This is a genomic window from Streptomyces sp. I05A-00742 (assembly GCF_013055795.1).
Classification (GTDB): Bacteria; Actinomycetota; Actinomycetes; order Streptomycetales; family Streptomycetaceae; genus Streptomyces.
In genome coordinates this window covers 77293-97883 of sequence record NZ_JABETO010000010.1, presented here as the reverse complement: position 1 = coordinate 97883, position 20591 = coordinate 77293, and the positions used below count along the sequence as shown (strand labels likewise).

At 72.8% G+C, this 20591-nt stretch carries 18 protein-coding genes; 11 read left to right on the top strand and 7 right to left on the bottom strand.

What is annotated here, in order from left to right:
• Window positions 1–11: 11 nt before the first annotated feature.
• Window positions 12–629, top strand: coding sequence for a hypothetical protein (locus tag HN013_RS12665; RefSeq protein ID WP_171166190.1), 618 nt, complete (start codon window positions 12–14; stop codon window positions 627–629).
• A gap of 155 nt (window positions 630–784) precedes the next feature.
• Window positions 785–2215 carry a S28 family serine protease gene (locus HN013_RS12660; protein ID WP_171166189.1) on the top strand — a complete coding sequence of 477 codons (1431 nt, stop codon included), beginning with the start codon at window positions 785–787 and terminating at the stop codon, window positions 2213–2215.
• Between the two features lie 19 nt (window positions 2216–2234).
• Here the strand turns inward: HN013_RS12660 and HN013_RS12655 are convergent, their stop codons facing one another.
• Both HN013_RS12655 and HN013_RS12650 read right to left on the bottom strand, forming a co-directional pair.
• Window positions 2235–2882 (bottom strand): hypothetical protein, encoded by a 648-nt coding sequence (locus HN013_RS12655; protein WP_249374974.1) that lies wholly within the window; start codon window positions 2880–2882, stop codon window positions 2235–2237.
• A 210-nt stretch (window positions 2883–3092) separates the two neighbouring features.
• The gene (locus tag HN013_RS12650; RefSeq protein ID WP_171166188.1) at window positions 3093–4088 is read right to left on the bottom strand and encodes a LysR substrate-binding domain-containing protein; all 996 of its coding nucleotides are present in this window, start codon (window positions 4086–4088) and stop codon (window positions 3093–3095) included.
• Window positions 4089–4221: 133 nt separating this feature from the next.
• Here HN013_RS12650 and HN013_RS12645 point away from each other — a divergent pair, with 133 nt between their 5' ends.
• Window positions 4222–5157: an EamA family transporter gene (locus HN013_RS12645; protein ID WP_171166187.1), complete on the top strand. Its 936-nt coding sequence runs from the start codon at window positions 4222–4224 to the stop codon at window positions 5155–5157.
• Between the two features lie 69 nt (window positions 5158–5226).
• Entirely contained in the window at window positions 5227–5850 is a 624-nt protein-coding gene (locus tag HN013_RS12640) for a LysE family translocator (RefSeq protein WP_171166186.1), read from the top strand.
• Between the two features lie 6 nt (window positions 5851–5856).
• Here HN013_RS12640 and HN013_RS12635 read toward each other — a convergent pair whose 3' ends face one another.
• On the bottom strand, window positions 5857–6654 hold the full coding sequence (locus tag HN013_RS12635) for a sugar phosphate isomerase/epimerase (RefSeq protein WP_171166185.1): 798 nt from the start codon (window positions 6652–6654) through the stop codon (window positions 5857–5859).
• Between the two features lie 247 nt (window positions 6655–6901).
• Here HN013_RS12635 and HN013_RS12630 point away from each other — a divergent pair, with 247 nt between their 5' ends.
• Together HN013_RS12630 and HN013_RS12625 are read left to right on the top strand one after the other, a co-directional pair.
• Complete coding sequence (locus HN013_RS12630) at window positions 6902–9124, top strand: ATP-dependent RecD-like DNA helicase (RefSeq protein ID WP_171166184.1); 2223 nt, start codon at window positions 6902–6904, stop codon at window positions 9122–9124.
• A 168-nt stretch (window positions 9125–9292) separates the two neighbouring features.
• On the top strand, window positions 9293–10582 hold the full coding sequence (locus HN013_RS12625; RefSeq protein WP_171166183.1) for a citrate synthase: 1290 nt from the start codon (window positions 9293–9295) through the stop codon (window positions 10580–10582).
• A 606-nt stretch (window positions 10583–11188) separates the two neighbouring features.
• Here HN013_RS12625 and HN013_RS12620 read toward each other — a convergent pair.
• The 4 genes from HN013_RS12620 to HN013_RS12605 all read right to left on the bottom strand — a co-directional run bounded on the left by HN013_RS12620 (window position 11189) and on the right by HN013_RS12605 (window position 14057).
• A complete protein-coding gene (locus HN013_RS12620; RefSeq protein WP_171166182.1) occupies window positions 11189–11422 on the bottom strand; it encodes a heavy-metal-associated domain-containing protein in 234 nt (77 codons plus the stop codon).
• A 75-nt stretch (window positions 11423–11497) separates the two neighbouring features.
• A complete protein-coding gene (locus HN013_RS12615) occupies window positions 11498–11704 on the bottom strand; it encodes an AlpA family transcriptional regulator (RefSeq protein WP_171166181.1) in 207 nt (68 codons plus the stop codon).
• Window positions 11705–11916: 212 nt separating this feature from the next.
• Window positions 11917–12942 (bottom strand): Gfo/Idh/MocA family oxidoreductase, encoded by a 1026-nt coding sequence (locus HN013_RS12610; protein WP_171166180.1) that lies wholly within the window; start codon window positions 12940–12942, stop codon window positions 11917–11919.
• A gap of 221 nt (window positions 12943–13163) precedes the next feature.
• A complete protein-coding gene (locus HN013_RS12605) occupies window positions 13164–14057 on the bottom strand; it encodes a sugar phosphate isomerase/epimerase (RefSeq protein WP_171166179.1) in 894 nt (297 codons plus the stop codon).
• A 167-nt stretch (window positions 14058–14224) separates the two neighbouring features.
• On the opposite strand from HN013_RS12605, the gene iolC reads away from it, so the two are divergent.
• The 5 genes from iolC (at window position 14225) to HN013_RS12580 (ending at window position 20487) form a co-directional block, all read left to right on the top strand.
• Complete coding sequence (iolC, locus tag HN013_RS12600) at window positions 14225–15238, top strand: 5-dehydro-2-deoxygluconokinase (protein ID WP_171166178.1); 1014 nt, start codon at window positions 14225–14227, stop codon at window positions 15236–15238.
• Window positions 15239–15240: 2 nt separating this feature from the next.
• Window positions 15241–16122, top strand: a complete 882-nt coding sequence (locus tag HN013_RS12595) for a deoxyribose-phosphate aldolase (RefSeq protein ID WP_212764285.1) — start codon at window positions 15241–15243, stop codon at window positions 16120–16122.
• Window positions 16123–16198: 76 nt separating this feature from the next.
• Window positions 16199–17098 carry a 5-deoxy-glucuronate isomerase gene (gene iolB / locus HN013_RS12590; RefSeq protein ID WP_171166176.1) on the top strand — a complete coding sequence of 300 codons (900 nt, stop codon included), beginning with the start codon at window positions 16199–16201 and terminating at the stop codon, window positions 17096–17098.
• A complete protein-coding gene (iolD, locus tag HN013_RS12585) occupies window positions 17095–18972 on the top strand; it encodes a 3D-(3,5/4)-trihydroxycyclohexane-1,2-dione acylhydrolase (decyclizing) (RefSeq protein WP_171166175.1) in 1878 nt (625 codons plus the stop codon). The genes iolB and iolD overlap by 4 nt, the downstream gene beginning before the upstream one ends.
• 21 nt (window positions 18973–18993) lie before the next feature.
• Complete coding sequence (locus HN013_RS12580) at window positions 18994–20487, top strand: CoA-acylating methylmalonate-semialdehyde dehydrogenase (RefSeq protein ID WP_171166174.1); 1494 nt, start codon at window positions 18994–18996, stop codon at window positions 20485–20487.
• Window positions 20488–20591 lie beyond the last annotated feature (104 nt).

The following is a 20591-nucleotide window of genomic DNA, read 5'->3' as shown; positions in this document are numbered from 1 at the left end:
ACCCTCAGAACATGCCCGTCCTGCGCCTCATACCCGACGATCACATCCCGGCCGAGGTGGCCGACCGCTTCGGCTACCTCCGCCCGGTGGCCGAGGGGCTGCTGGCGGGCATCGCCCTCGACACCCCCGACGCGGTGCTGCTCCTGGACGACGGGGGCGTGGCGGAGGCCGGCGACCCGGCGGCCCTGTGGGCGGCGGCGCGCGCCAACCTCGTCGAGCTGCCCATGGAGCACGACACGGTGGACCGGCCCGACGGCACGGTCCTGCACATCGTCGGCGGCGGCTCGATCCACGCGGCGAGCAAGGTCCTGGTACTGGGGGAGCTGATCCGGGCGACGACCGGTCAGGAGCCCCCGGCCGAGGGCGTGCTGGTGACCGTGCCGAGCCGGCACAACCTCGCCTTCCATCCGGTCGTGGACGCCACGGTCGTCAGTGCCGTCAACGAGCTGGCCATGTTCGGCCTCGGCGCGTACCAGGACAACCCCGACACCCATATCTCGCCCCGGCTCTACTGGTGGCGGGACGGCGTCCTCACCTCGCTGACCGTGATCGACCACGAGACCAAGGAGTTCGGGATCGCGCCGCCCGACGAACTGATGGCGATCATGCGGCGGTTGACCGGCCGCTGAGCCCCGGCCCGGGGCGGACCGGCCGAATGCGGGCCGTCCCGGACAAGGCGGCACGGGCTGTGAAGTGATGTGAAGTGCGGGGACAAAGGGTCTGGCGCAACGCATGTCACCCCCGGTAGGTTCGCGGCGACCTTTGCGAACCCAGGGGAGGGCGCATGCGCAAGGCTCTCAGATCGCTGCTGGCGGCGACGATGCTCATAGGAGCGATCGGCGCCGGCAGCGCCACGGCAGGGGCGGCGACCACCGCCCCGCAGGCCGACATCAAGGACCGCATCCTGAGGATTCCCGGGATGAAGTTCGTCGAGGAGAAGCCCTACGCGGGCTACCGCTACCTCGTGATGACGTACCGGCAGCCGGTCGACCACCGGAATCCCAAGAAGGGCACCTTCGAGCAGCGTTTCACCCTGCTGCACAAGGACACCGACCGTCCCACGGTCTTCTTCACCTCGGGCTACAACGTCTCCACCAACCCCAGCCGCAGCGAGCCCACGCGCATCGTCGACGGCAACCAGGTGTCGATGGAGTACCGCTTCTTCACCCCGTCCCGTCCGCAGCCCGCCGACTGGTCCAAGCTGGACATCTGGCAGGCGGCGAGCGACCAGCACCGCCTCTTCGCGGCCCTCAAGCCCGTCTACAACAAGAACTGGCTGGCCACGGGCGGCAGCAAGGGCGGTATGACGGCCACCTACTTCCGCCGTTTCTACCCGAACGACATGAACGGCACGGTCGCCTACGTCGCGCCCAACGACGTGAACGACAAGGAGGACGTGGCCTACGACCGCTTCTTCGCGGGCGTCGGCGACAAGGCCTGCCGCACCCAGCTCAACTCGGTGCAGCGCGAGGCGCTGGTCCGGCGCGACGAGATCGTGGCCCGGTACGAGAAGTGGGCGAAGGAGAACGGCAAGACGTTCAAGGTCGTCGGCAGCGCCGACAAGGCGTACGAGAACGTCGTGCTGGACCTCGTCTGGTCCTTCTGGCAGTACCACCTGCAGAGCGACTGCGCCTCCGTCCCCGCCACCAAGGCGTCCACCGACGACCTGTACAAGTTCGTCGACGACATCTCGGGCTTCGACGCCTACACCGACCAGGGCCTGGAGCGGTACACGCCGTACTACTACCAGGCGGGCACCGAGCTGGGCGCCCCCACGGTGAGGAACCCGCACCTCAAGGGCCTGTTGCGGTACCCCGGGATCAACCAGCCGCGCTCGTACGTGCCGCGGGACATCCCCATGACGTTCCGGAACGGCGCGATGGCGGACGTCGACCGCTGGGTGCGCGAGGACAGCCGGAACATGCTGTTCGTCTACGGGCAGAACGACCCGTGGAGCGGTGAGCCGTTCCGCCTGGGCCGGGGCGCCGCGGCGCGGCACGACTTCCGCTTCTACGCGCCGGGCGGCAACCACGGTTCGAATATCTCGCAGCTCGTGGCCGACGAGCGGGCCAAGGCCACGGCCGAGGTCCTGAAGTGGGCCGGTGTGGCGCCGCAGGCCGTCCAGCGGGACGAGAAGGCGGCCAAGCCGCTGGCCACGTTCGACGCGAAGCTCGACCGCGCCAGGATCGACCGGCAGACCGCCCTGCGTCCGTAGGGCGCGGGAGTACCGGAGTTCAGCCGAGGCGGCGGGCGCACCCGACGGGTGCCCCGCCGCCGAGCTGTACGTAGAGGTCGGTGCCGGCGGGGCAGCCGGCGCGGGTGGCGGCCTCGTGCGTCACCTCGTACTCCGGGGCCTCGGGCCGGGAGCCGTCGCAGGCGGTCTCCTTCACCACGCCCGGCCGCGCGGTGGTGCGGACGCAGTCGCCGACGACCGTCAGCGGGCCGCCGCCCCGGCCCGGGTCGCCGGGGTGCGGCGGGCGCAGGTTGCGCATACAGGCGTACCCCTCCGGCGCGCTCTCCTCCTCCGAGCTGCCGGTGTCGACGGCGGAGAGGTGCAGGACGAAGTCGGTGAGGGAGGGGCAGCGGGGTCCTGACGCCTGCGGGCCGTTCCAGCGGGCGAGGACCCGGGCGGCGGCCCGGGCGCCCGCGCAGTCCACCTCGTCGTAGCCCGGCCCCCGGTCCGCGCAGGAGCCCCGGCCGAGGAACCGCGCGGCGGTCACCGGGCGGGCCGGGGCGGCGGTCCCGTCCCGGCCGCCGGCCGTACCGGTCCGGCCCGCGGCCCCCGGATCCGGGCTGTCCGGCGCGTGACACGCGGTGAGCGCGAGCGGCCCGGAGAGCACGGCCACCGCGAACAGCGCCGCACGCAGCGCCGGTTGACGCATGGAACCCCCTCGATGTCCGCAACCCCACGGATTCCGTCCAGAGTTACCGGAGGGGCCCGGCGTGCGCCAGGAGCGCGGGGTGTTCCCCGGGGTGTGCGTCCCGTGCCGCACGCCCCCGGCCGGGCGGCGGAGAGCCGCCGCCGGTGCCCGGGAGGGCGCGCACAGGCGGCGGCGTGCCGACGGCCGCGGACGGTGGAGAGGGAGGCCGGGCTACGCGGCGTGCGACGGTCCCGGCACCGCACCGCGGGGACTCGCCGACGGCACGGCCCTTGGACGGAGGACGCCGTCCGCCGGTTCCTCGGCCGCACAGCCTTCCCTGGCCGCCGCCCGCAGCAGCCGCACGGTCTCGGTGATCGCGGGCCGCCGCGCCGCGCCGATCCGCCAGTAGGCGAACAGCCGCCGTACGGGCACCGGTTCGAGCCGCAGGACCGCCACGCCGGGCGGCAGCGGCCCGCGGCCCAGCCGGGGGATCAGGGCGACGCCCAGCCCCGCCTCGACCAGGGCCAGTTGGGTCTGGTACTCGGCCACCTGGTGCGCGAGGTTCGGCTCGTGGCCGGTCTCGCGCAGGGTCCGCACCAGCCAGTCGTGGCAGACCGTGCCGGGCGGCTGGCAGATCCAGCGCTCGTCCACCAGGTCCGTCGCCGCGATCGCGTCGCGTCCGGTCAGCGGATGGCCCTCGGGGACGAGCACCTCGCACCGGTCCTCGCCCAGCGTCACCCGTTCCATGCCCTCCGGCGCGGGCAGCGGGTTGATGTCCCAGTCGTGGGCCACGGCCAGGTCGATCGCCCCCTGGGCGACCAGCCCCATCGACAGGTGCGGGTCGATCTCCGACAGCCGGGCGTCCACGGTGGGGTGCTCCCGGGCGAGCCGGGCCAGGACGCCGGGGAGCAGGTCCCGGGCGGCCGTGGGGAACGCGCCGATGGTCAGCCGCCCGGTGGGCAGCCCGCGGCGCTCGTCGAGCTCGGTCTCGGCCCGCTCGACCAGCACCAGCAGCTCCCGCGCGGTCTCCGCGAGCCGTACGGCGGCGTCGGTGAGCGCCACGCCCCGGCCGCGCCGTTCCAGCAGGGGGGTGCGGGTCTCCCGCTCCAGCTTGGTGATCGCCTGGGACACGGCGGACGGCGTGTAGCCCAGGGCGATCGCCGCCGCGCTGACCGAGCCGTGCACGGACACGGCGTGCAGGGCGCGCATCCGGGACAGGTCCAGCACGTGATCACCTCCATTCGTCGAAGCCCTACGGCGAAGCCTTACGTCGAAGCCCTGCTCATTGAAGCATTGCTCAATCACATACTGAAGAAAGATGAACTGGTGCTACATGGTCCGGTGCCGTGATGCTGGTCGCATGCGTCCGCACCACCTTCTCCTCGCCGTCTTCGTCGCCGCTCTGTGGGGCGTCAACTTCGTCGTCATCGACGTCGGACTCGACCACTTCCCGCCCCTGTTCTTCGGTGCCCTGCGCTTCCTCGCGGCGGCGGTGCCCGCCCTCTTCTTCATCGGCCGGCCGCCGGTGAAGTGGCGCTGGATCATCGGCGTCGGGCTGACGCTGGGCGTGGGCAAGTTCGGGCTGCTGTTCGTCGGTATGCACTCCGGGATGCCCGCCGGGCTGTCCTCGCTGGTCATCCAGGTCCAGGCGGTGTTCACCGCCCTCTTCGCCATCCTCGCGCTGGGCGAGCGGGTCCGCGGGGCCCGGGCGGTGGGCATGGCCGTGGCGGTCGCCGGGATCGTGGTCGCGGCGGTCGACGAAGGGATGTCCGGGCCGTTCCTCGGCTTCGTCCTCGTCGTGGTCGCGGCCGCCTTCTGGGGCGTCTCCAACATCCTCACCCGCAAGGCCGCCGCACCGGACGCCTTCCGGTTCATCGTCTGGGTGAGCGCCGTCCCGGTCCTGCCGCTGCTGCTGCTCTCCCTCGTCCTGGAGGGCCCGGGCGCCGACGCGGAGGCGCTGGGCTCGCTCGACATGAGCGGCGTCGGGGCGCTGCTGTTCGTCGCCTGGATCAGCACGCTGCTCGGCTTCGGCATCTGGGGCCACCTGCTGCGCACGTACGACGCCTCGGCCGTCGCCCCCTACGCGCTCCTCGTGCCCGTCTTCGGGATGTCGTCCGCGGCGCTGCTGCTGGGCGAGGGCGTGAGCCCGCTGCGCTGGTGCGCGGCGGTGCTGCTGGTCGGTGGTATCGCGCTGGCGTCGCTGTCGGGAACGCGGCGGCGGGCGGTGTCCGCGGCGGCCGGGCCCGCCGCCGGGCCCGAGGTACGGGCGGCCGAGCCGTCGCCCGTTTCCCGGTGACGCCCGGGGCCTCCCCGGAAACCCCCTCTGTCCCCTGCTTTCCCCTGACGCTTCCCCAAGGAGTTCCCCGTGGTCACCCTGCACGATGTCGCCGGTATGGCGCTCGTGGCGCTGGGGCTGGTGCTCACCCCCGGTCCGAACATGATGTACCTGGTGTCCAGATCGGTGACCCAGGGGCGGCGGGCCGGGCTGATCTCCCTGCTGGGCGTCGCCGTGGGCTTCTTCGTCTACCTGCTGGCGGCGGTGGCGGGCATCGCCACCCTCTTCGCCCTGGTGCCGGCCGTCTACACCACCGTGAAGCTGGCCGGCGCGGCCTACCTGGCCTGGCTCGCCTGGCAGGCCCTGCGGCCCGGCGGGACCTCGGCCTTCGACCCCAAGCCGCTGCCCCCGGACCCGCCGCGCAAGCTCTTCACCATGGGGCTGGTCACCAATCTGCTCAACCCGAAGATCGCGATCCTCTACGTCTCGGTGCTGCCGCAGTTCGTCGACCCCGACCGGGGCTCCGTGCCGCTCCAGAGCCTCCTCATCGGACTCACCCAGATCGTCGTGGCGGTCACCGTGAACGGCCTGATCGCCGTGTCCGCCGGATCCGTCTCGACGTTCCTCCGGGGGCGCCCCCGGTGGCTGCGCACCCAGCGGTATGTGATGGGGACGGCCCTCGCGGGCATCGCCGTGACCGTGGCCGTGGACTGACGCGCGTCAGGCGGACCGGTCGAGCAGGTCCCGCAGGAACTCCCGGCCCGCCGCGGACACGCCCGCGAAGTCCGGCGCCTCGGGGTGCCAGCGCTTCTCGTACTCCCAGCACAGCCAGCCGTCCCACCCGGCCGCGGCGAGCTCCCGCACACACGCCGCGAGCGGCACCGCGCCCGCGCCCAGCGTCAGGGGCGCGGTGTCGTGTTCCGAGACGACGTCCTTGACCTGGACATAGCCCAGATGCGGGGCGAGCGTGGGCAGGGTGACGGAGGGGGGCTCGCCGTTGCGCCAGGTGTGCAGGACGTCCCACAGCGCGCCGACGTTCCGGTGGCCCACCGGGCCCAGCACCCGGGCCGTGTCCTGGGCGCGGGGGTGCGAGTCGTGGGTCTCCAGCAGGACCCGGACGCCGAGGTCGGCGGCGAGCGGCGCGACCCACGCGAGGCGGCGCGCGGCGGTGGCGTCGCTCTCCTCCGCCGGCTGCTCCCCGGCGCCCGGGAACACCCGCACGAACGGCGCCCCGAGGTCGGCGGCGAGCCGGACGAGCGCGTCCAGCTCCGTCAGCACCGGCTCGTCGGGGCCGGGGGAGGCGGCCCGGACGTATCCGGCCACCGCGAGGATCCGTACCCCGTCGGCGTCGAACCGCCGTACCGCGGCCGCCCGTTCGGCGGGTCCGCTGCCCGGGTGGAGCGGCTCCTCGGGGTGGGCGCGGAGCTCGACGCCGTCCCAGCCGTGGGCGGCGGCCAGCCGGGTGACGTCGGGGATCGGGAGACCAGGGACACCGAGAGTGGAGAAAGCCAGTTTCACAGTGAACCGGCTTCCCCGTGCGTAACGGACTTCTCGCCACCTTGGGTAACGGATCGATAACGCTTCGAGTCGGCTGCAACCTCTCGGCGCCCCCGGCTGTCGTATGTGGCATCCGGCTTCCCGGGGGAGGTATCCGGGGGGATCAAGGGGAGGCCGGCCGGGGGGAAGCGAGGGGCTCGGTCGCGGACCGGGCCCCTCGAATCGCGTCCGGGGCGGGGCTGTCGGACCCCGGCGGTACTGTCGGCCCATGGCGCAACTGGCAGTGGTCGAAGGGGTGCTCGAACGCATCACCTACGCCAACGAGGAGAACGGGTACACGGTCGCGCGGGTGGACACCGGCCGCGGCTCCGGCGATCTGCTCACGGTCGTCGGTTCGCTCCTCGGCGCCCAGGCCGGTGAGTCGCTGCGGATGGAGGGCCGTTGGGGCTCGCACCCGCAGTACGGACGGCAGTTCACGGTGGAGAACTACACGACGGTGCTGCCCGCCACCATCCAGGGCATCCGCCGCTACCTCGGCTCCGGCCTGGTCAAGGGCATCGGCCCGGTGTTCGCCGACCGGATCACCCAGCACTTCGGCGTCGACACCCTGCAGATCATCGAGGAGGAGCCGAAGCGGCTGATCGAGGTGCCGGGACTCGGCCCCAAACGCACCAAGAAGATCGCCGAGGCATGGGAGGAACAGAAGGCGATCAAGGAAGTGATGCTCTTCCTCCAGACCGTCGAGGTCTCCACCTCCATCGCCGTGCGCATCTACAAGAAGTACGGGGACGCCTCCATCTCCGTGGTGAAGAACGAGCCGTACCGGCTGGCGGCCGACGTCTGGGGCATCGGCTTCCTCACCGCCGACCGGATCGCCCAGTCCGTCGGCATCCCGCACGACAGCCCCGAGCGGGTCAAGGCGGGCCTCCAGTACGCCCTTTCGCAGTCGTCCGACCAGGGGCACTGCTTCCTGCCCGAGGAGCGGCTGATCGCCGACGCGGTGAAGCTCCTCCAGGTCGACACCGGCCTGGTGATCGAGTGCCTGGCCGAACTCGCCGCGGACGACGAGGGGGTGGTCCGGGAGACCGTACCGGGACCGGAGGACGGGCAGCCCGTCACCGCCGTCTACCTCGTCCCCTTCCACCGGGCCGAACTCTCCCTGTCCGGACAGCTGTCCCGGCTGCTGCGGGCCGGGGAGGACCGGCTGTCGGCCTTCGCGGACGTCGACTGGGACAAGGCCCTGACCTGGCTGGCCGGGCGGACCGGCGCGGAGCTCGCCCCCGAGCAGCGGGACGCCGTCCGGCTGGCGCTGACGAGCAAGGTCGCCGTCCTCACCGGCGGGCCCGGCTGCGGCAAGTCCTTCACCGTCCGGTCGGTGGTCGAGCTGGCCCGGGCCAAGCGGGCGAAGGTGGTGCTCGCCGCCCCCACCGGCCGCGCCGCCAAGCGTCTGTCGGAGCTCACCGGCGCCGAGGCGTCCACCGTCCACCGGCTGCTGGAGCTCAAGCCCGGCGGCGACGCCGCGTACGACCGGGACCGGCCGCTCGACGCCGACCTGGTCGTCGTCGACGAGGCGTCCATGCTGGACCTGTTGCTGGCCAACAAGCTGGCCAAGGCCGTGGCGCCGGGCGCCCACCTGCTGCTCGTCGGGGATGTGGACCAGCTGCCCTCCGTGGGCGCCGGCGAGGTGCTGCGCGACCTCCTGGCCCCCGGGAGCCCCGTCCCCGCCGTGCGGCTCACCCGTATCTTCCGGCAGGCCCAGCAGTCCGGCGTCGTCACCAACGCCCACCGCATCAACTCCGGTGTCCCGCCCATCACCACGGGCCTCGCCGACTTCTTCCTCTTCGCCGAGGAGGACACCGAGGAGGCCGGCCGGCTCACCGTGGACGTGGCGGCCCGGCGGATCCCCGCCAAGTTCGGGCTCGACCCCCGCCGGGACGTCCAGGTGCTCGCCCCGATGCACCGCGGCCCGGCCGGCGCGGCCGCCCTCAACGGCCTGCTCCAGCAGGCCGTCACCCCCGCCCGGCCCGACCTGCCCGAGCGCCGCTTCGGCGGCCGCGTCTTCCGGGTCGGCGACAAGGTGACACAGATCCGCAACAACTACGAGAAGGGCGAGAACGGCGTCTTCAACGGCACGGTCGGGGTGGTCACCGCGCTGGACCCGGTCGAGCAGCGGCTGACCGTGCGCACCGACGAGGACGAGGAAGTGGGCTATGACTTCGACGAACTCGACGAACTGGCGCACGCCTACGCGGTCACGATCCACCGCTCCCAGGGCAGCGAGTACCCGGCCGTGGTGATCCCGGTGACCACCGGCGCCTGGATGATGCTCCAGCGCAATCTCCTCTATACGGCCGTAACCCGGGCAAAGCGCCTCGTCGTCCTGGTCGGCTCGCGGCGCGCCCTGGGTCAGGCGGTCCGTACGGTGGGGGCCGGCCGTCGCTGTACCGCCCTCGATCACCGGCTCGTCATGGGAGGTGGTGTTCGTCTCTGAGCGGTTTACCAATCGGGGCGAAGGGGGCAGGATGGCCAGCTGGACGGCACTCAGTGCCGCTCTTGGGCCCTATGGCCGACCCCGAGTGCACGTACCGCGTCCAAATGGGGGAAGGTAGGGGTAGTCAGGGCACCTCGAAGAAGAGGCACAACGTCGGTGAGGGATGACGTGAGCGACAACTCTGTAGTAGTGCGTTACGGGGACGGCGAGTACACCTACCCGGTGGTCGACAGCACCGTCGGCGACAAGGGCTTCGATATCGGCAAGCTGCGTGCCCAGACCGGTCTGGTGACCCTGGACTCCGGTTACGGCAACACCGCCGCCTACAAGTCCGCCATCACCTACCTGGACGGCGAGCAGGGCATCCTGCGCTACCGCGGCTACCCCATCGAGCAGCTGGCCGAGCGCAGCACCTTCCTGGAGACGGCGTACCTGCTGATCAACGGTGAGCTGCCGACCGTCGACGAGCTGTCGCGCTTCCAGGACGAGATCACCCGCCACACCCTGCTGCACGAGGACGTCAAGCGGTTCTACGACGGCTTCCCGCGCGACGCCCACCCGATGGCGATGCTGTCCTCCGTGGTCAGCGCCCTGTCCACGTTCTACCAGGACAGCCACAACCCCTTCGACGCCAAGCAGCGCGACCTCTCCACCATCCGGCTGCTCGCCAAGCTGCCGACGATCGCGGCCTACGCGTACAAGAAGTCCGTCGGCCACCCGGTGGTCTACCCGCGTAACGACCTCGGCTACGTCGAGAACTTCCTGCGGATGACCTTCTCGGTGCCGGCCGCCGAGTACGACCTGGACCCGGTCGTCGTCAGCGCCCTGGACAAGCTGCTCATCCTGCACGCCGACCACGAGCAGAACTGCTCCACCTCGACCGTGCGCCTGGTGGGCTCCTCGCAGGCCAACCTCTTCGCGTCGATCTCCGCGGGCATCAACGCCCTGTGGGGCCCGCTGCACGGCGGCGCCAACCAGTCGGTGCTGGAGATGCTGGAGTCCATCAAGAACTCCGGCGGCGACGTCGACACCTTCATCCGCAAGGTGAAGAACAAGGAAGACGGCGTGAAGCTCATGGGCTTCGGGCACCGCGTCTACAAGAACTTCGACCCCCGGGCGAAGATCATCAAGGCCGCGGCGCACGATGTCCTCTCCGCCCTGGGCAAGGACGACGAGCTCCTCGACATCGCCCTCAAGCTGGAGGAGCACGCGCTGGCCGACGACTACTTCGTCGAGCGCAAGCTCTACCCGAACGTCGACTTCTACACCGGTCTCATCTACCGGGCCATGGGCTTCCCGACCGAGATGTTCACCGTGCTCTTCGCGCTCGGCCGGCTGCCCGGCTGGATCGCCCAGTGGCACGAGATGATCAAGGAGCCGGGCTCCCGCATCGGCCGCCCGCGCCAGATCTACACCGGCGTCGTCGAGCGCGACTTCGTGCCCGTCGAGGCCCGCTGACCCTTCTGCGTCACGGCGCCCCCGCCACCCCTCCACGAGGGGCGGCGGGGGCGCCTTCGTGTGGTCCGGGGCTTGTTCGGGGCATGGTGTCCGGAGAACGGACCCCTAATAAGCGTGTACGTGACACGTGTACAGGGCATCCGACTTAGTTGTGCAGGGCATCAATGAAAAGCGCCCCGGCTCCGATCCCCCCACGGGTCGGAGCGGGACGCTTTCCGTCCCGAAACGGATTCCCCCCACGGGATCCGTCCGGGAGCTCAAATGCGCGCCATGCGCTCACTGTGCCGGCGGCCCGTGCGACGGGCCGCCTTCGGACGCGATCTGCCGGGACAACGTACGGACGGGAGGGCCGCTCAAAGCTCCCCGGGTACGTGTCCCGGCCACGCGTGGCCGGCCCGTCCCCCAAGACGATCCAGCACTGCATGGTTAGACCAATCGAGGCCCGGAATGGTTACCCCCAAATTGCTGTGATCTAGGTCTCTTGTTTTCGTCCGCCAAACAGGGACGTAAAAGGGCAAGGACCCTGAACGGAAATCAAGGTCCTTGCCCGAGGGGTAATGGCGGCCGTCGGACCGTCAGGCCGTCAGTCCGCCCGGCGGCGCCGGATCAGGCGCGGCCGACCAGCTCGTACCCCGCCTCGTCGACGGCGGCCCGTACGGCCTCGTCGTCCAGCGGGCCCCCGGAGACGACGGTGACCTGTCCGGCGGACGCGTCGGCCCGGACGGAGGTCACCCCGGGGAGGGCGGAGAGCTCGCTGCCGACCGCGCTCTCGCAGTGGCCGCAGGTCATACCGGTCACCCGGTAGACGGTGGTGGTCCCGGCGGTCGTTCCGTGCGTCATGCTGTGCTCCTCGGTGAAGGTGGACCGGTTGGCGACTGCGACCTCATAGTACCCCCAGGGGGTATGCCGTCACCGTCACCCCCTGCGATCGCGCCGCGCCCGGTTGCCGGGGCGCTCGGCGACCCAGAGCCGGATGGTGTCGGCGAACCAGTACGGTTTCCCGTCCTCGGTCAGGTCGGGAACCGGCAGCAGGCCGTGCTTGCGGTACGACCGCACGGTGTCGGTCTGTACCCCGATATGCGCGGCGATCTCCTTGTAGGACCAGAGTCGACGGTCGGTCATCTCTCGCGCCTCTCCGCTGCGCCGCGGCCACGGAGGGGGTTCCGTCGGGGGGCCCGCGGCGCTGCCGTTCTTGATCGAGCAGCCTCGCCCGGCGAACGGCGCACGGGAGCCGGGCGGGCGGGCTGTCGAACGGCTGTCGAGGAAGGCTGACCGGGTCGTGACGCTCGTAACCCGCCGGCGACGTGGTGTTCGGACGGATGCCGTCCGGTGGATCAGCCGAGCCCCGCCGCCGCGGCCGCCTCCGCCGGCCCCACCGGCCGGTTCCGCGCGCGCGAGAGCTCGCACGCCTCGGCGATCAGCAGGGCGTTCAGACCCTCGCGGCCGGGGCAGGGGCTGTCCAGCGCGCCGCGCACGGCGCGCACGAAGGCGTCCAGCTCCGCGCGGTACGCGCCCTCGAACCGTTCCAGGAACCCGGGCCACGGCCGCTCCGGCGCCCCCGGCCCGCCCGGCTCGGCCGACGTCAGCGGCGCTCGCCCGTCCAGCCCCACCACCCACTGGTCACGCTCGCCGCACAGCTCCGTACGGACGTCGTAGCCCGCGCCGTTGTACCGGGTCGCCGTCGCCGAGACCAGCGTCCCGTCGTCCAGCGTGAGCAGCGCGCACGCCGTGTCCACGTCCCCCTGCTCCCGGAACACCGCCGCCCCCGCGTCCGACCCCCGCGCATAGACCTCCACCACCTCGCGCCCCGTCAGCCACCGCACCGTGTCGAAGTCATGCACCATGCAGTCCCTGAACAGCCCGCCCGACAGCGGCAGGAACTCCGCCGGCGGCGGCGCCGGGTCCGAGGTGACGGCCCTGATCGTGTGCACCCGTCCCAGCCGCCCCGCCCTGAGCGCCTCGCGCGCTCTCCGGTAGCCCGCGTCGAAGCGCCGCTGGAAGCCGATCTGCAGCAGCGTCCCGGCTTTTTCCACCTCCGCCAGCGCGCGGGCCGTGCCGGGGAGGTCCAGGGCGATCGGCTTCTCGCAGAACGCGGGGACGCCGGCGTGGGCTGCTCGGACGATCAGGTCGGCGTGGGCCGCTGTCGCCGTCGCGATGACGACGGCGTCGACGCCCGCCGTGAACGCGTCCTCGGGGGCGTCGAGGGCCTTCGCGTGCACGCGGGCGGCGAGGGCCGCTGCGCGGGTGGGGTCGGCGTCGGCGATGAGGAGGTCGGCTACGCCGGGGGTGGTGGTGAGGGTGGCGGCGTGGAGGGAGCCGATGCGGCCTGCGCCGAGGAGGGCGATGCGGAGGTCTGTCATGGTGCTTTCCTTGTGGGAGGGGGAGGTGCCCCGGTCCCTCCCTTTCACCGTTTCTGCGGGGAGGGCCCCGCGCCCCCGAGCCGCGCTGCGCGCGGCGTCCTCAAACGCCGGACGGGCTGAATCAGCCCGTCTGTTGGGGGTGCGGGGGCTTGCCCCCGCAAGAAGCGGTGAAATGGGGGTGCCCCCTCTGGGGGAGGGACCGGGGCGAACTCAACGCGGGCCTAAGCCCCGCACGACCGCAAGAACGCCCGCGTCCGCCGAGCGATCGGCAACGGCACATCCGGCGCACACGGATACATATCCTGCTCGACGATGGCGAACAGATCGGCATCGAGCCGCGAGGCCGCCGCAAGAACGGGCTCCAGCGCGGGCACCCCGAGCGGCGGCTCACACATCACCCCCTGCCGGACGGCAGGCCCGAAGGGCGTCCCCCGGGCGACGACGTCGGCGAGCACATCCGGATCCACCTGCTTGAGGTGGAGGTACCCGATCCGCTCCCCGTAGGTCTCGATCAGCTTGACGCTGTCGCCGCCGCAGTAGGCGTAGTGCCCGGTGTCCAGACAGAGCCGCACCAGCGAGGGATCGGTCGCGTCGAGGAAGCGGGCGACGTGCTCCTCGGTGTCGATATGGGTGTCGGCGTGGGGATGGACGACGATCTCCAGCCCGTACGCGTCGCGGACCGAGCGGGCGAGCCGTTCGGTGCCGGCGGCGAGGTGGTGCCACTGCTCGGCGGTGAGTTCGGGGTCCTCGACGGCCTCGGCGGTGCGGTCGTCGCGCCAGAAGGAGGGGATGACGACGAGGTGGCGGGCGCCGGTGTCGCGGGCGAGGGCGGCGACGCGGGAGACGTGGTCCCAGGTGGCGTCCCAGACGGCGGGCCCGCGGTGGAGGGCGGTGAAGACGGTCCCGGCGGAGACGCGGAGGCCGCGCCGTTCGGTCTCGTCTCGCAGCCGGGCGGGATCGGTGGGCAGATAGCCGTAGGGGCCCAGCTCGATCCACGCGTAGCCCGCCTCGGCGACCTCGTCGAGGAAGCGCCGCCACGGCACCTGTGCGGGATCGTCGGCGAACCAGACGCCCCAGGAGTCGGGCGCGGAACCGATGCGGATGCGGTCGAGCATGCGGCTCTCCTCTCGACGAGGGGGGATGCCCGTAGCTTCCAGGCCCGGTGAAGGGGTGTCAAGACTTCGACAGGACATACGGACGTAACGTCAAGCACCCGGCGATGACGTCAATATGTAAGGACAATTCCTTGACAGTCCCGGCCGGCCCCCGTTAGACCTGAGCCATGAGCGAGCCGGACGGACCGTACGACCTGATCGCCCTGGGCCGGCTGGGTGTGGACCTCTATCCGCTCCGGGCCGGGGTGCCGCTGGCGGAGGCCGAGACCTTCGGGAAGTTCCTCGGCGGGTCGGCCGCCAACGTCACCGTCGCCGCCGCCCGGCTGGGCCGCCGCGCGGCACTGGTCAGCCGCACCGGTGCCGACCCGTTCGGCGACTACCTGCACGCGGAGCTCCGCCGCTTCGGCGTCGACGACCGCTGGGTGACGCCCGTGGCCGCGTACCCGACGCCCATCACCTTCTGCGAGATCTTCCCGCCCGACGACTTCCCGCTGTACTTCTACCGCCGCCCCAAGGCGCCCGACCTGGAGATCCGTACGGAGGAGCTGGACCTGGCGGCGATCCGCGCCGCGCGGGTCCTGTGGGTCACCGGCACGGGCCTGTGCGAGGAGCCGAGCCGCGGCGCGACGCTCGCCGCGCTCGCGGCGCGCGGGAAGCGCGGCATCACCGTCTTCGACCTCGACTGGCGGCCGCTCTTCTGGGGCGGCGAGGGCGGCGCCTCCGGCGCGGGCGGCCGGACGGGCCCCGCCGCGACGGCCGCCGCCCGCCCGCACTACGCGGCGGCGCTCCGGCACGCGACGGTGGCCGTCGGCAACGCGGACGAGTGCGAGGTCGCCACCGGCGAGCGCGAACCCGAAGCCGCCGCCCGGGCGTTGCTCGACGCCGGTGTCGAACTCGCCGTCGTGAAGCGCGGACCGGACGGCGTCCTCGCCCTGCACCGCGACGGCAGGCGCGCGGAGGTGCCGCCCGTGCGGGTCGAGGTCCTCAACGGCCTCGGCGCGGGCGACGCGTTCGGCGGCGCCCTCTGCCACGGGCTGCTCGCCGGCCGGGACCTGACGGACGTCCTCCGCTACGCCAACGCCGCGGGCGCGCTCGTCGCCTCACGGCTCGCCTGCTCGTCGGCCATGCCCGGGCCGGACGAGGTCGAGGCGCTGCTCGCGGCGGCGGGCAGCCGGTCGTGACCATGCGCATCTCCGACCTCACCGGTGTCCGCAGCCGCCACCCGGAGGCCATCGCCGAGGCCGCCGCGCGCCGGGCCCGCCGCCCGCTGCTCGGCCCCTCCGGCCGGCTGCTGGTCGTCGCCGCCGACCACACCGCGCGCGGCGCCCTCGACGCCGGAGGCCGCCGCCTCGCCATGGCCGACCGCGCCGACCTGCTGGAACGGCTCTGCGCCGCGCTCTCCCGGCCCGGCGTGGACGGCGTGCTGGCCACCGCCGATATCCTCGACGACCTGCTGCTGCTCGGCGCGCTGGAGAACAAGGTCGTCATGGGGTCCATGAACCGCGGCGGGCTCCTCGGCGCCTCCTTCGAGCTGGACGACCGCTTCACCGGCCCGAGCGCCGGGGACCTGGCCCGGCGCGGCTTCGACGCGGGCAAGCTGCTGCTGCGCATCGACCCCGAGGACCCGGGTTCGCTGCGCACCCTGGAGTCCGCCGCCCGGGCCGTCGACGCCATGGCCGCCCAGCGGCTGCCCGTCTTCGTCGAGCCGTTCCTCTGCCGCAGGGACGGCGGCCTCCTCCGCAACGACCTGGGCGCGGAGGCCGTCACCGCCTCCCTCGCCATCGCGTCCGGCCTCGGCGCCACCTCCGCGTACACCTGGCTCAAGGTGCCGGTGACCGAGGACGCCGGCGCCATGGAACGGGTGCTGCGGGCCACGACGCTGCCCGTGGTGCTGCTGGGCGGCGACGCCGGAACGGCCCCCGAGGACGCGGAACGGGCGTACGAACGGTGGGGCGCGGTGCTGCGGTTGCCCGGGGTGCGGGGGATGGTGGTGGGACGGGCGCTGCTGTACCCGCCGGACGGGGACGTGGCGGGGGCGGTGGACCGGGTGGTGGGACTGCTGTGAGGAGACGGCGGAGGGCCGGGCCGGCCCACGGGAACACCTCGGCCACGCCCCCTCGCGACCAAGGAGCGCACACCCCATGACCCACCTCCCGGCCGGAACCACCGCCCACGGCCCCTACGCCGTGGACATCGGCCCCGCCCGCGCCGGATGGGACCGCTCGTCCCTCCGCGTCCTCGCCCTGCCCCCCGGCGGCACCCACACCTTCCCCACCGGGGACAGCGAATGGATCGTGCTGCCGCTGGCGGGCGGCTGCACGGTCGCCGTCGCCGACGGCGGGAGTGGCAGTGGCAGTGGCGGCGGGGTCTTCGAACTGCACGGCAGGGACAGCGTCTTCACCGCCGTCACGGACTTCGCCTACGCCCCGCGCGACGCGCACGTCACCGTCACCGCGCCCGCCGGGGGCCGCTTCGCCCTCGCCGGTGCCCGCTGCGAGCGCCGCCTCCCCGCCCGGTACGGCCCGGCCCCCGCCGTCCCCGTCGAACTGCGCGGCGCGGGCACCTGCTCACGGCAGGTCAACAACTTCGCCGCGGCGGACGTGTTCGACTGCGACCGGCTCATCGCCGTCGAAGTCCTCACCCCCGGCGGCAACTGGTCCTCGTACCCGCCCCACAAGCACGACGAGCACCGGCCGGGGGAGGAGTCGGAACTGGAGGAGATCTACTACTTCGAGATCGCCGCGGCGCCCGGGGGTGAACCCGGTCTCGGCTACCAGCGGGTGTCGCCCTCCCGCGAGCGGGGAACCGATGTCCTCGCGGAGGTCCGCACCGGGGACGCGGTGCTGATCCCCGACGGCTGGCACGGCCCGTCGGTCGCCGCGCCGGGCCACGCCATGTACTACCTCAACGTCATGGCGGGCCCCGGCCCCCGGGAGTGGCTGATCCGCGACCACCCCGACCACGCCTGGATCCGCACCACCTGGCCCCGGCAGCCGGCCGACCCCCGGCTGCCGCTCTACCCCGCGGGAGACGCCCGATGACCCGACGGCTCACCGTCGCCCAGGCCCTGGTGGAGTTCCTGGCGCACCAGCACACCGAGCGCGACGGACGGCGGCGGCGCCTGATCGCCGCCTGCTGGGGCATCTTCGGCCACGGCAACGTCGCCGGGATCGGCCAGGCGCTCCTGGAGACCGGCCGCGACGCCATGCCGTTCCACCAGGGGCGCAACGAACAGGCCATGGTGCACGCGGCCGTCGGCTACGCCCGGACGGCGGACCGGATGTCCGCGCACGCCGTCACCACGTCCATCGGCCCCGGCGCCACCAACCTCGTCACCGGCGCCGCCCTCGCCACCGTCAACCACCTGCCCGTCCTGCTGCTCCCCGGCGACACCTTCGCCACCCGCCCCGCCGACCCCGTACTGCAACAGCTCGAACACCCGGGCGCGGGCGACGTGTCGGTGAACGACTGCCTCCGCCCGGTCTCGCGCTATTTCGACCGGATCACCCGCCCGGAGGCGCTGATCCCCGCCGCGCTCCAGGCGATGCGGGTGCTGGCCGACCCGGCCGAGACGGGCGCCGTGACCCTCGCCCTGCCGCAGGACGTTCAGACCGAGGCGTTCGACTGGCCGGAGGAGTTCTTCGCCGACCGCGTCTGGCACGTCCGCCGCCCCGCCCCCGACCCGGCGGCCGTGACCGAGGCGGCGGAGCTGATCCGGGCGGCCCGCCGCCCGCTGCTGGTCTGCGGCGGCGGCGTACGGCACAGCGGCGCCCAGGAGGCGCTGCGGTCCCTCGCGGAGGCCACGGGCATCCCGATGGCCTTCACCCAGGCGGGCAAGGGCGCCGTGCACCACTCGACGCCCACGGACGTCGGCGGCGTCGGCCACACCGGTACGGCCGTCGCCGACCGGCTGGCCCGCACGGCGGACGTGGTCGTCGGCGTCGGCACCCGCTACACCGACTTCACCACCGCCTCCTCCACCCTCTTCGCCGCCCCCGGCGTCCGCTTCGTCAACCTCAACATCTCGGCCGCGGACGCCCACAAGCTCGCCGGCCTCGCCGTGACGGCCGACGCGCGCGCCGGCCTGGAGGCGCTGGCGGGCGAACTGGCCGGGTACCGGGTGCCGGAGGAGTACGCGCGCGAGTACGCGGCGGGCCGGGAGGAGTGGGACCGGACGGTCACCCGCGCCTTCGCGCCCCACCCCGACCCGGCCGCCCGCCCGACCCAGACGCAGGTGCTCGGCGCGCTCGACCGGCTCGTCGCGGACGACGGCACCGACGTGCTCGTCAACGCGGCGGGTTCGCTCCCGGGCGACCTGCACAAGCTGTGGCGCTCGCGCGGCGGCGACTACCACGTCGAGTACGGCTACTCCTGCATGGGCTACGAGATCCCGGCCGCGATCGGCGTCCGGCTGGCGGGCCGCGGCCCGGTGTGGGCGCTGGTCGGCGACGGCACGTACCTGATGATGCCGACGGAACTGGTGACGGCGGTGCAGGAGGGCCTGGACATCAAGGTGGTGATCCTCCAGAACCACGGCTACGCCTCCATCGGCGGCCTCTCCGAGGCGGTCGGCGCCGAGGGCTTCGGCACCGCCTACCGGTTCCGGGCGCCCGACGGCACGTACACCGGCGACCCGCTCCCCGTCGACCTCGCCGCCAACGCGGCCTCCCTCGGCCTGGACGTCCTCCGCGTCCGCGAGGCCGGCGAACTGGACGAGGCGCTGGCCGCCGCCCGGGCCGCCACCCGGCCCACATGTGTCCACGTCGAGACCGCAACGCCCGACAGTGTGCCGGGCGCGCCCCCCGCCCAGGCGTGGTGGGATGTGCCCGTCGCCCGCACCGCGACCCGCCCGGCCGCCGTCAGGGCCCGGGAGGAGTACGACCGCAGGGCCGCGGCCCGCCGCCGCTGCCTCTGACGCGAGAGAGGCGCTGAAGAGATGAAGACCGTCAACCACTGGATCGGCGGCCGGACCGTCGAGGGCACGTCCGGCGCGTACGGCCCGGTCACCGACCCGGCGACGGGCGAGGTGACGACGCGGGTCGCGCTGGCGTCGGCGGAGGAGGTGGACACCGCCGTGGCGGCGGCGAAGGCCGCGTACGCCGACTGGGGCACCTCCTCGCTCGCCGCCCGCACGTCCGTCCTCTTCGCCTACCGGGCACTGCTCGACGCCCGCCGCGAGGACCTGGCCCGGCTGATCACCGCCGAGCACGGCAAGGTGCACGCCGACGCGCTCGGCGAGGTCGCCCGCGGCCTGGAGATCGTCGAACTCGCCTGCGGCATCACCACCCAGCTCAAGGGCGAGCTCTCCACCCAGGTCTCCAACCGGGTGGACGTGTCGGCGATCCGGCAGCCGCTGGGCGTGGTGGCGGGCATCACGCCCTTCAACTTCCCGGCGATGGTGCCGATGTGGATGTTCCCGCTGGCGATCGCCTGCGGCAACACGTTCGTGCTGAAGCCGAGCGAGAAGGACCCCTCGGCGGCGCTGTTGCTGGCGGAACTCGCCGCGGAGGCCGGACTTCCGGCCGGCGTCCTCAACGTCGTCAACGGCGACCGCGTGGCGGTCGAGCGGCTGCTGGAGCACCCTGACATCGCCGCCGTCTCCTTCGTCGGCTCCACCCCCATCGCCCGCCACATCCACGCCACCGCCTCCGCCCACGGCAAGCGCGTCCAGGCCCTCGGCGGCGCCAAGAACCATATGCTCGTCCTGCCCGACGCCGACCTCGACGCCGCCGCCGACGCCGCGGTGTCCGCCGCCTACGGCTCGGCGGGGGAGCGCTGCATGGCCGTCTCGGCGGTGGTGGCGGTCGGGGACACGGCCGACGCCCTCGTTGCCAAGATCCGCGACCGCGCCGAGAAGATCAAGATCGGCCCGGGCTCCGACCCCACGTCCGAGATGGGCCCGCTGATCACCGCCGAGCACCGCGACCGCGTCGCCTCGTACGTGACGGGCGCGGCCGCGCAGGGCGCCGAGGTGGTTCTGGACGGCACCGGCTTCACGGTCGAGGGTCACGAGAAGGGCCACTGGATCGGTCTGTCCCTGCTCGACAAGGTCTCCACGGACTCGGACGCCTACCGCGACGAGATCTTCGGCCCGGTGCTGTGCGTGCTGCGCGCGGAGACCTACGAGGACGGCGTGGCCCTCATCAACGCCTCTCCGTGGGGCAACGGCACGGCCGTCTTCACCCGCGACGGGGGTGCCGCGCGCCGCTTCCAGCTGGAGGTGCAGGCCGGGATGGTGGGCGTGAACGTCCCGATCCCCGTGCCGGTGGGCTACCACTCCTTCGGCGGCTGGAAGGACTCCCTCTTCGGGGACCACCACATCTACGGCAACGACGGCATCCACTTCTACACGCGGGGGAAGGTCGTGACGACGCGCTGGCCGGACCCGGAGGACGGCGGGGTGGATCTGGGATTCCCGAGCCACAAGTAGCCCGTCCGGCGTTTGAGGACAAGCGGCGAAGCCGCTTTCGGGGGTGCGGGGGCTTGCCCCCGCAAGAAACGGTGAAAGGGTGGGACCGGGGCAAACCCACCCCC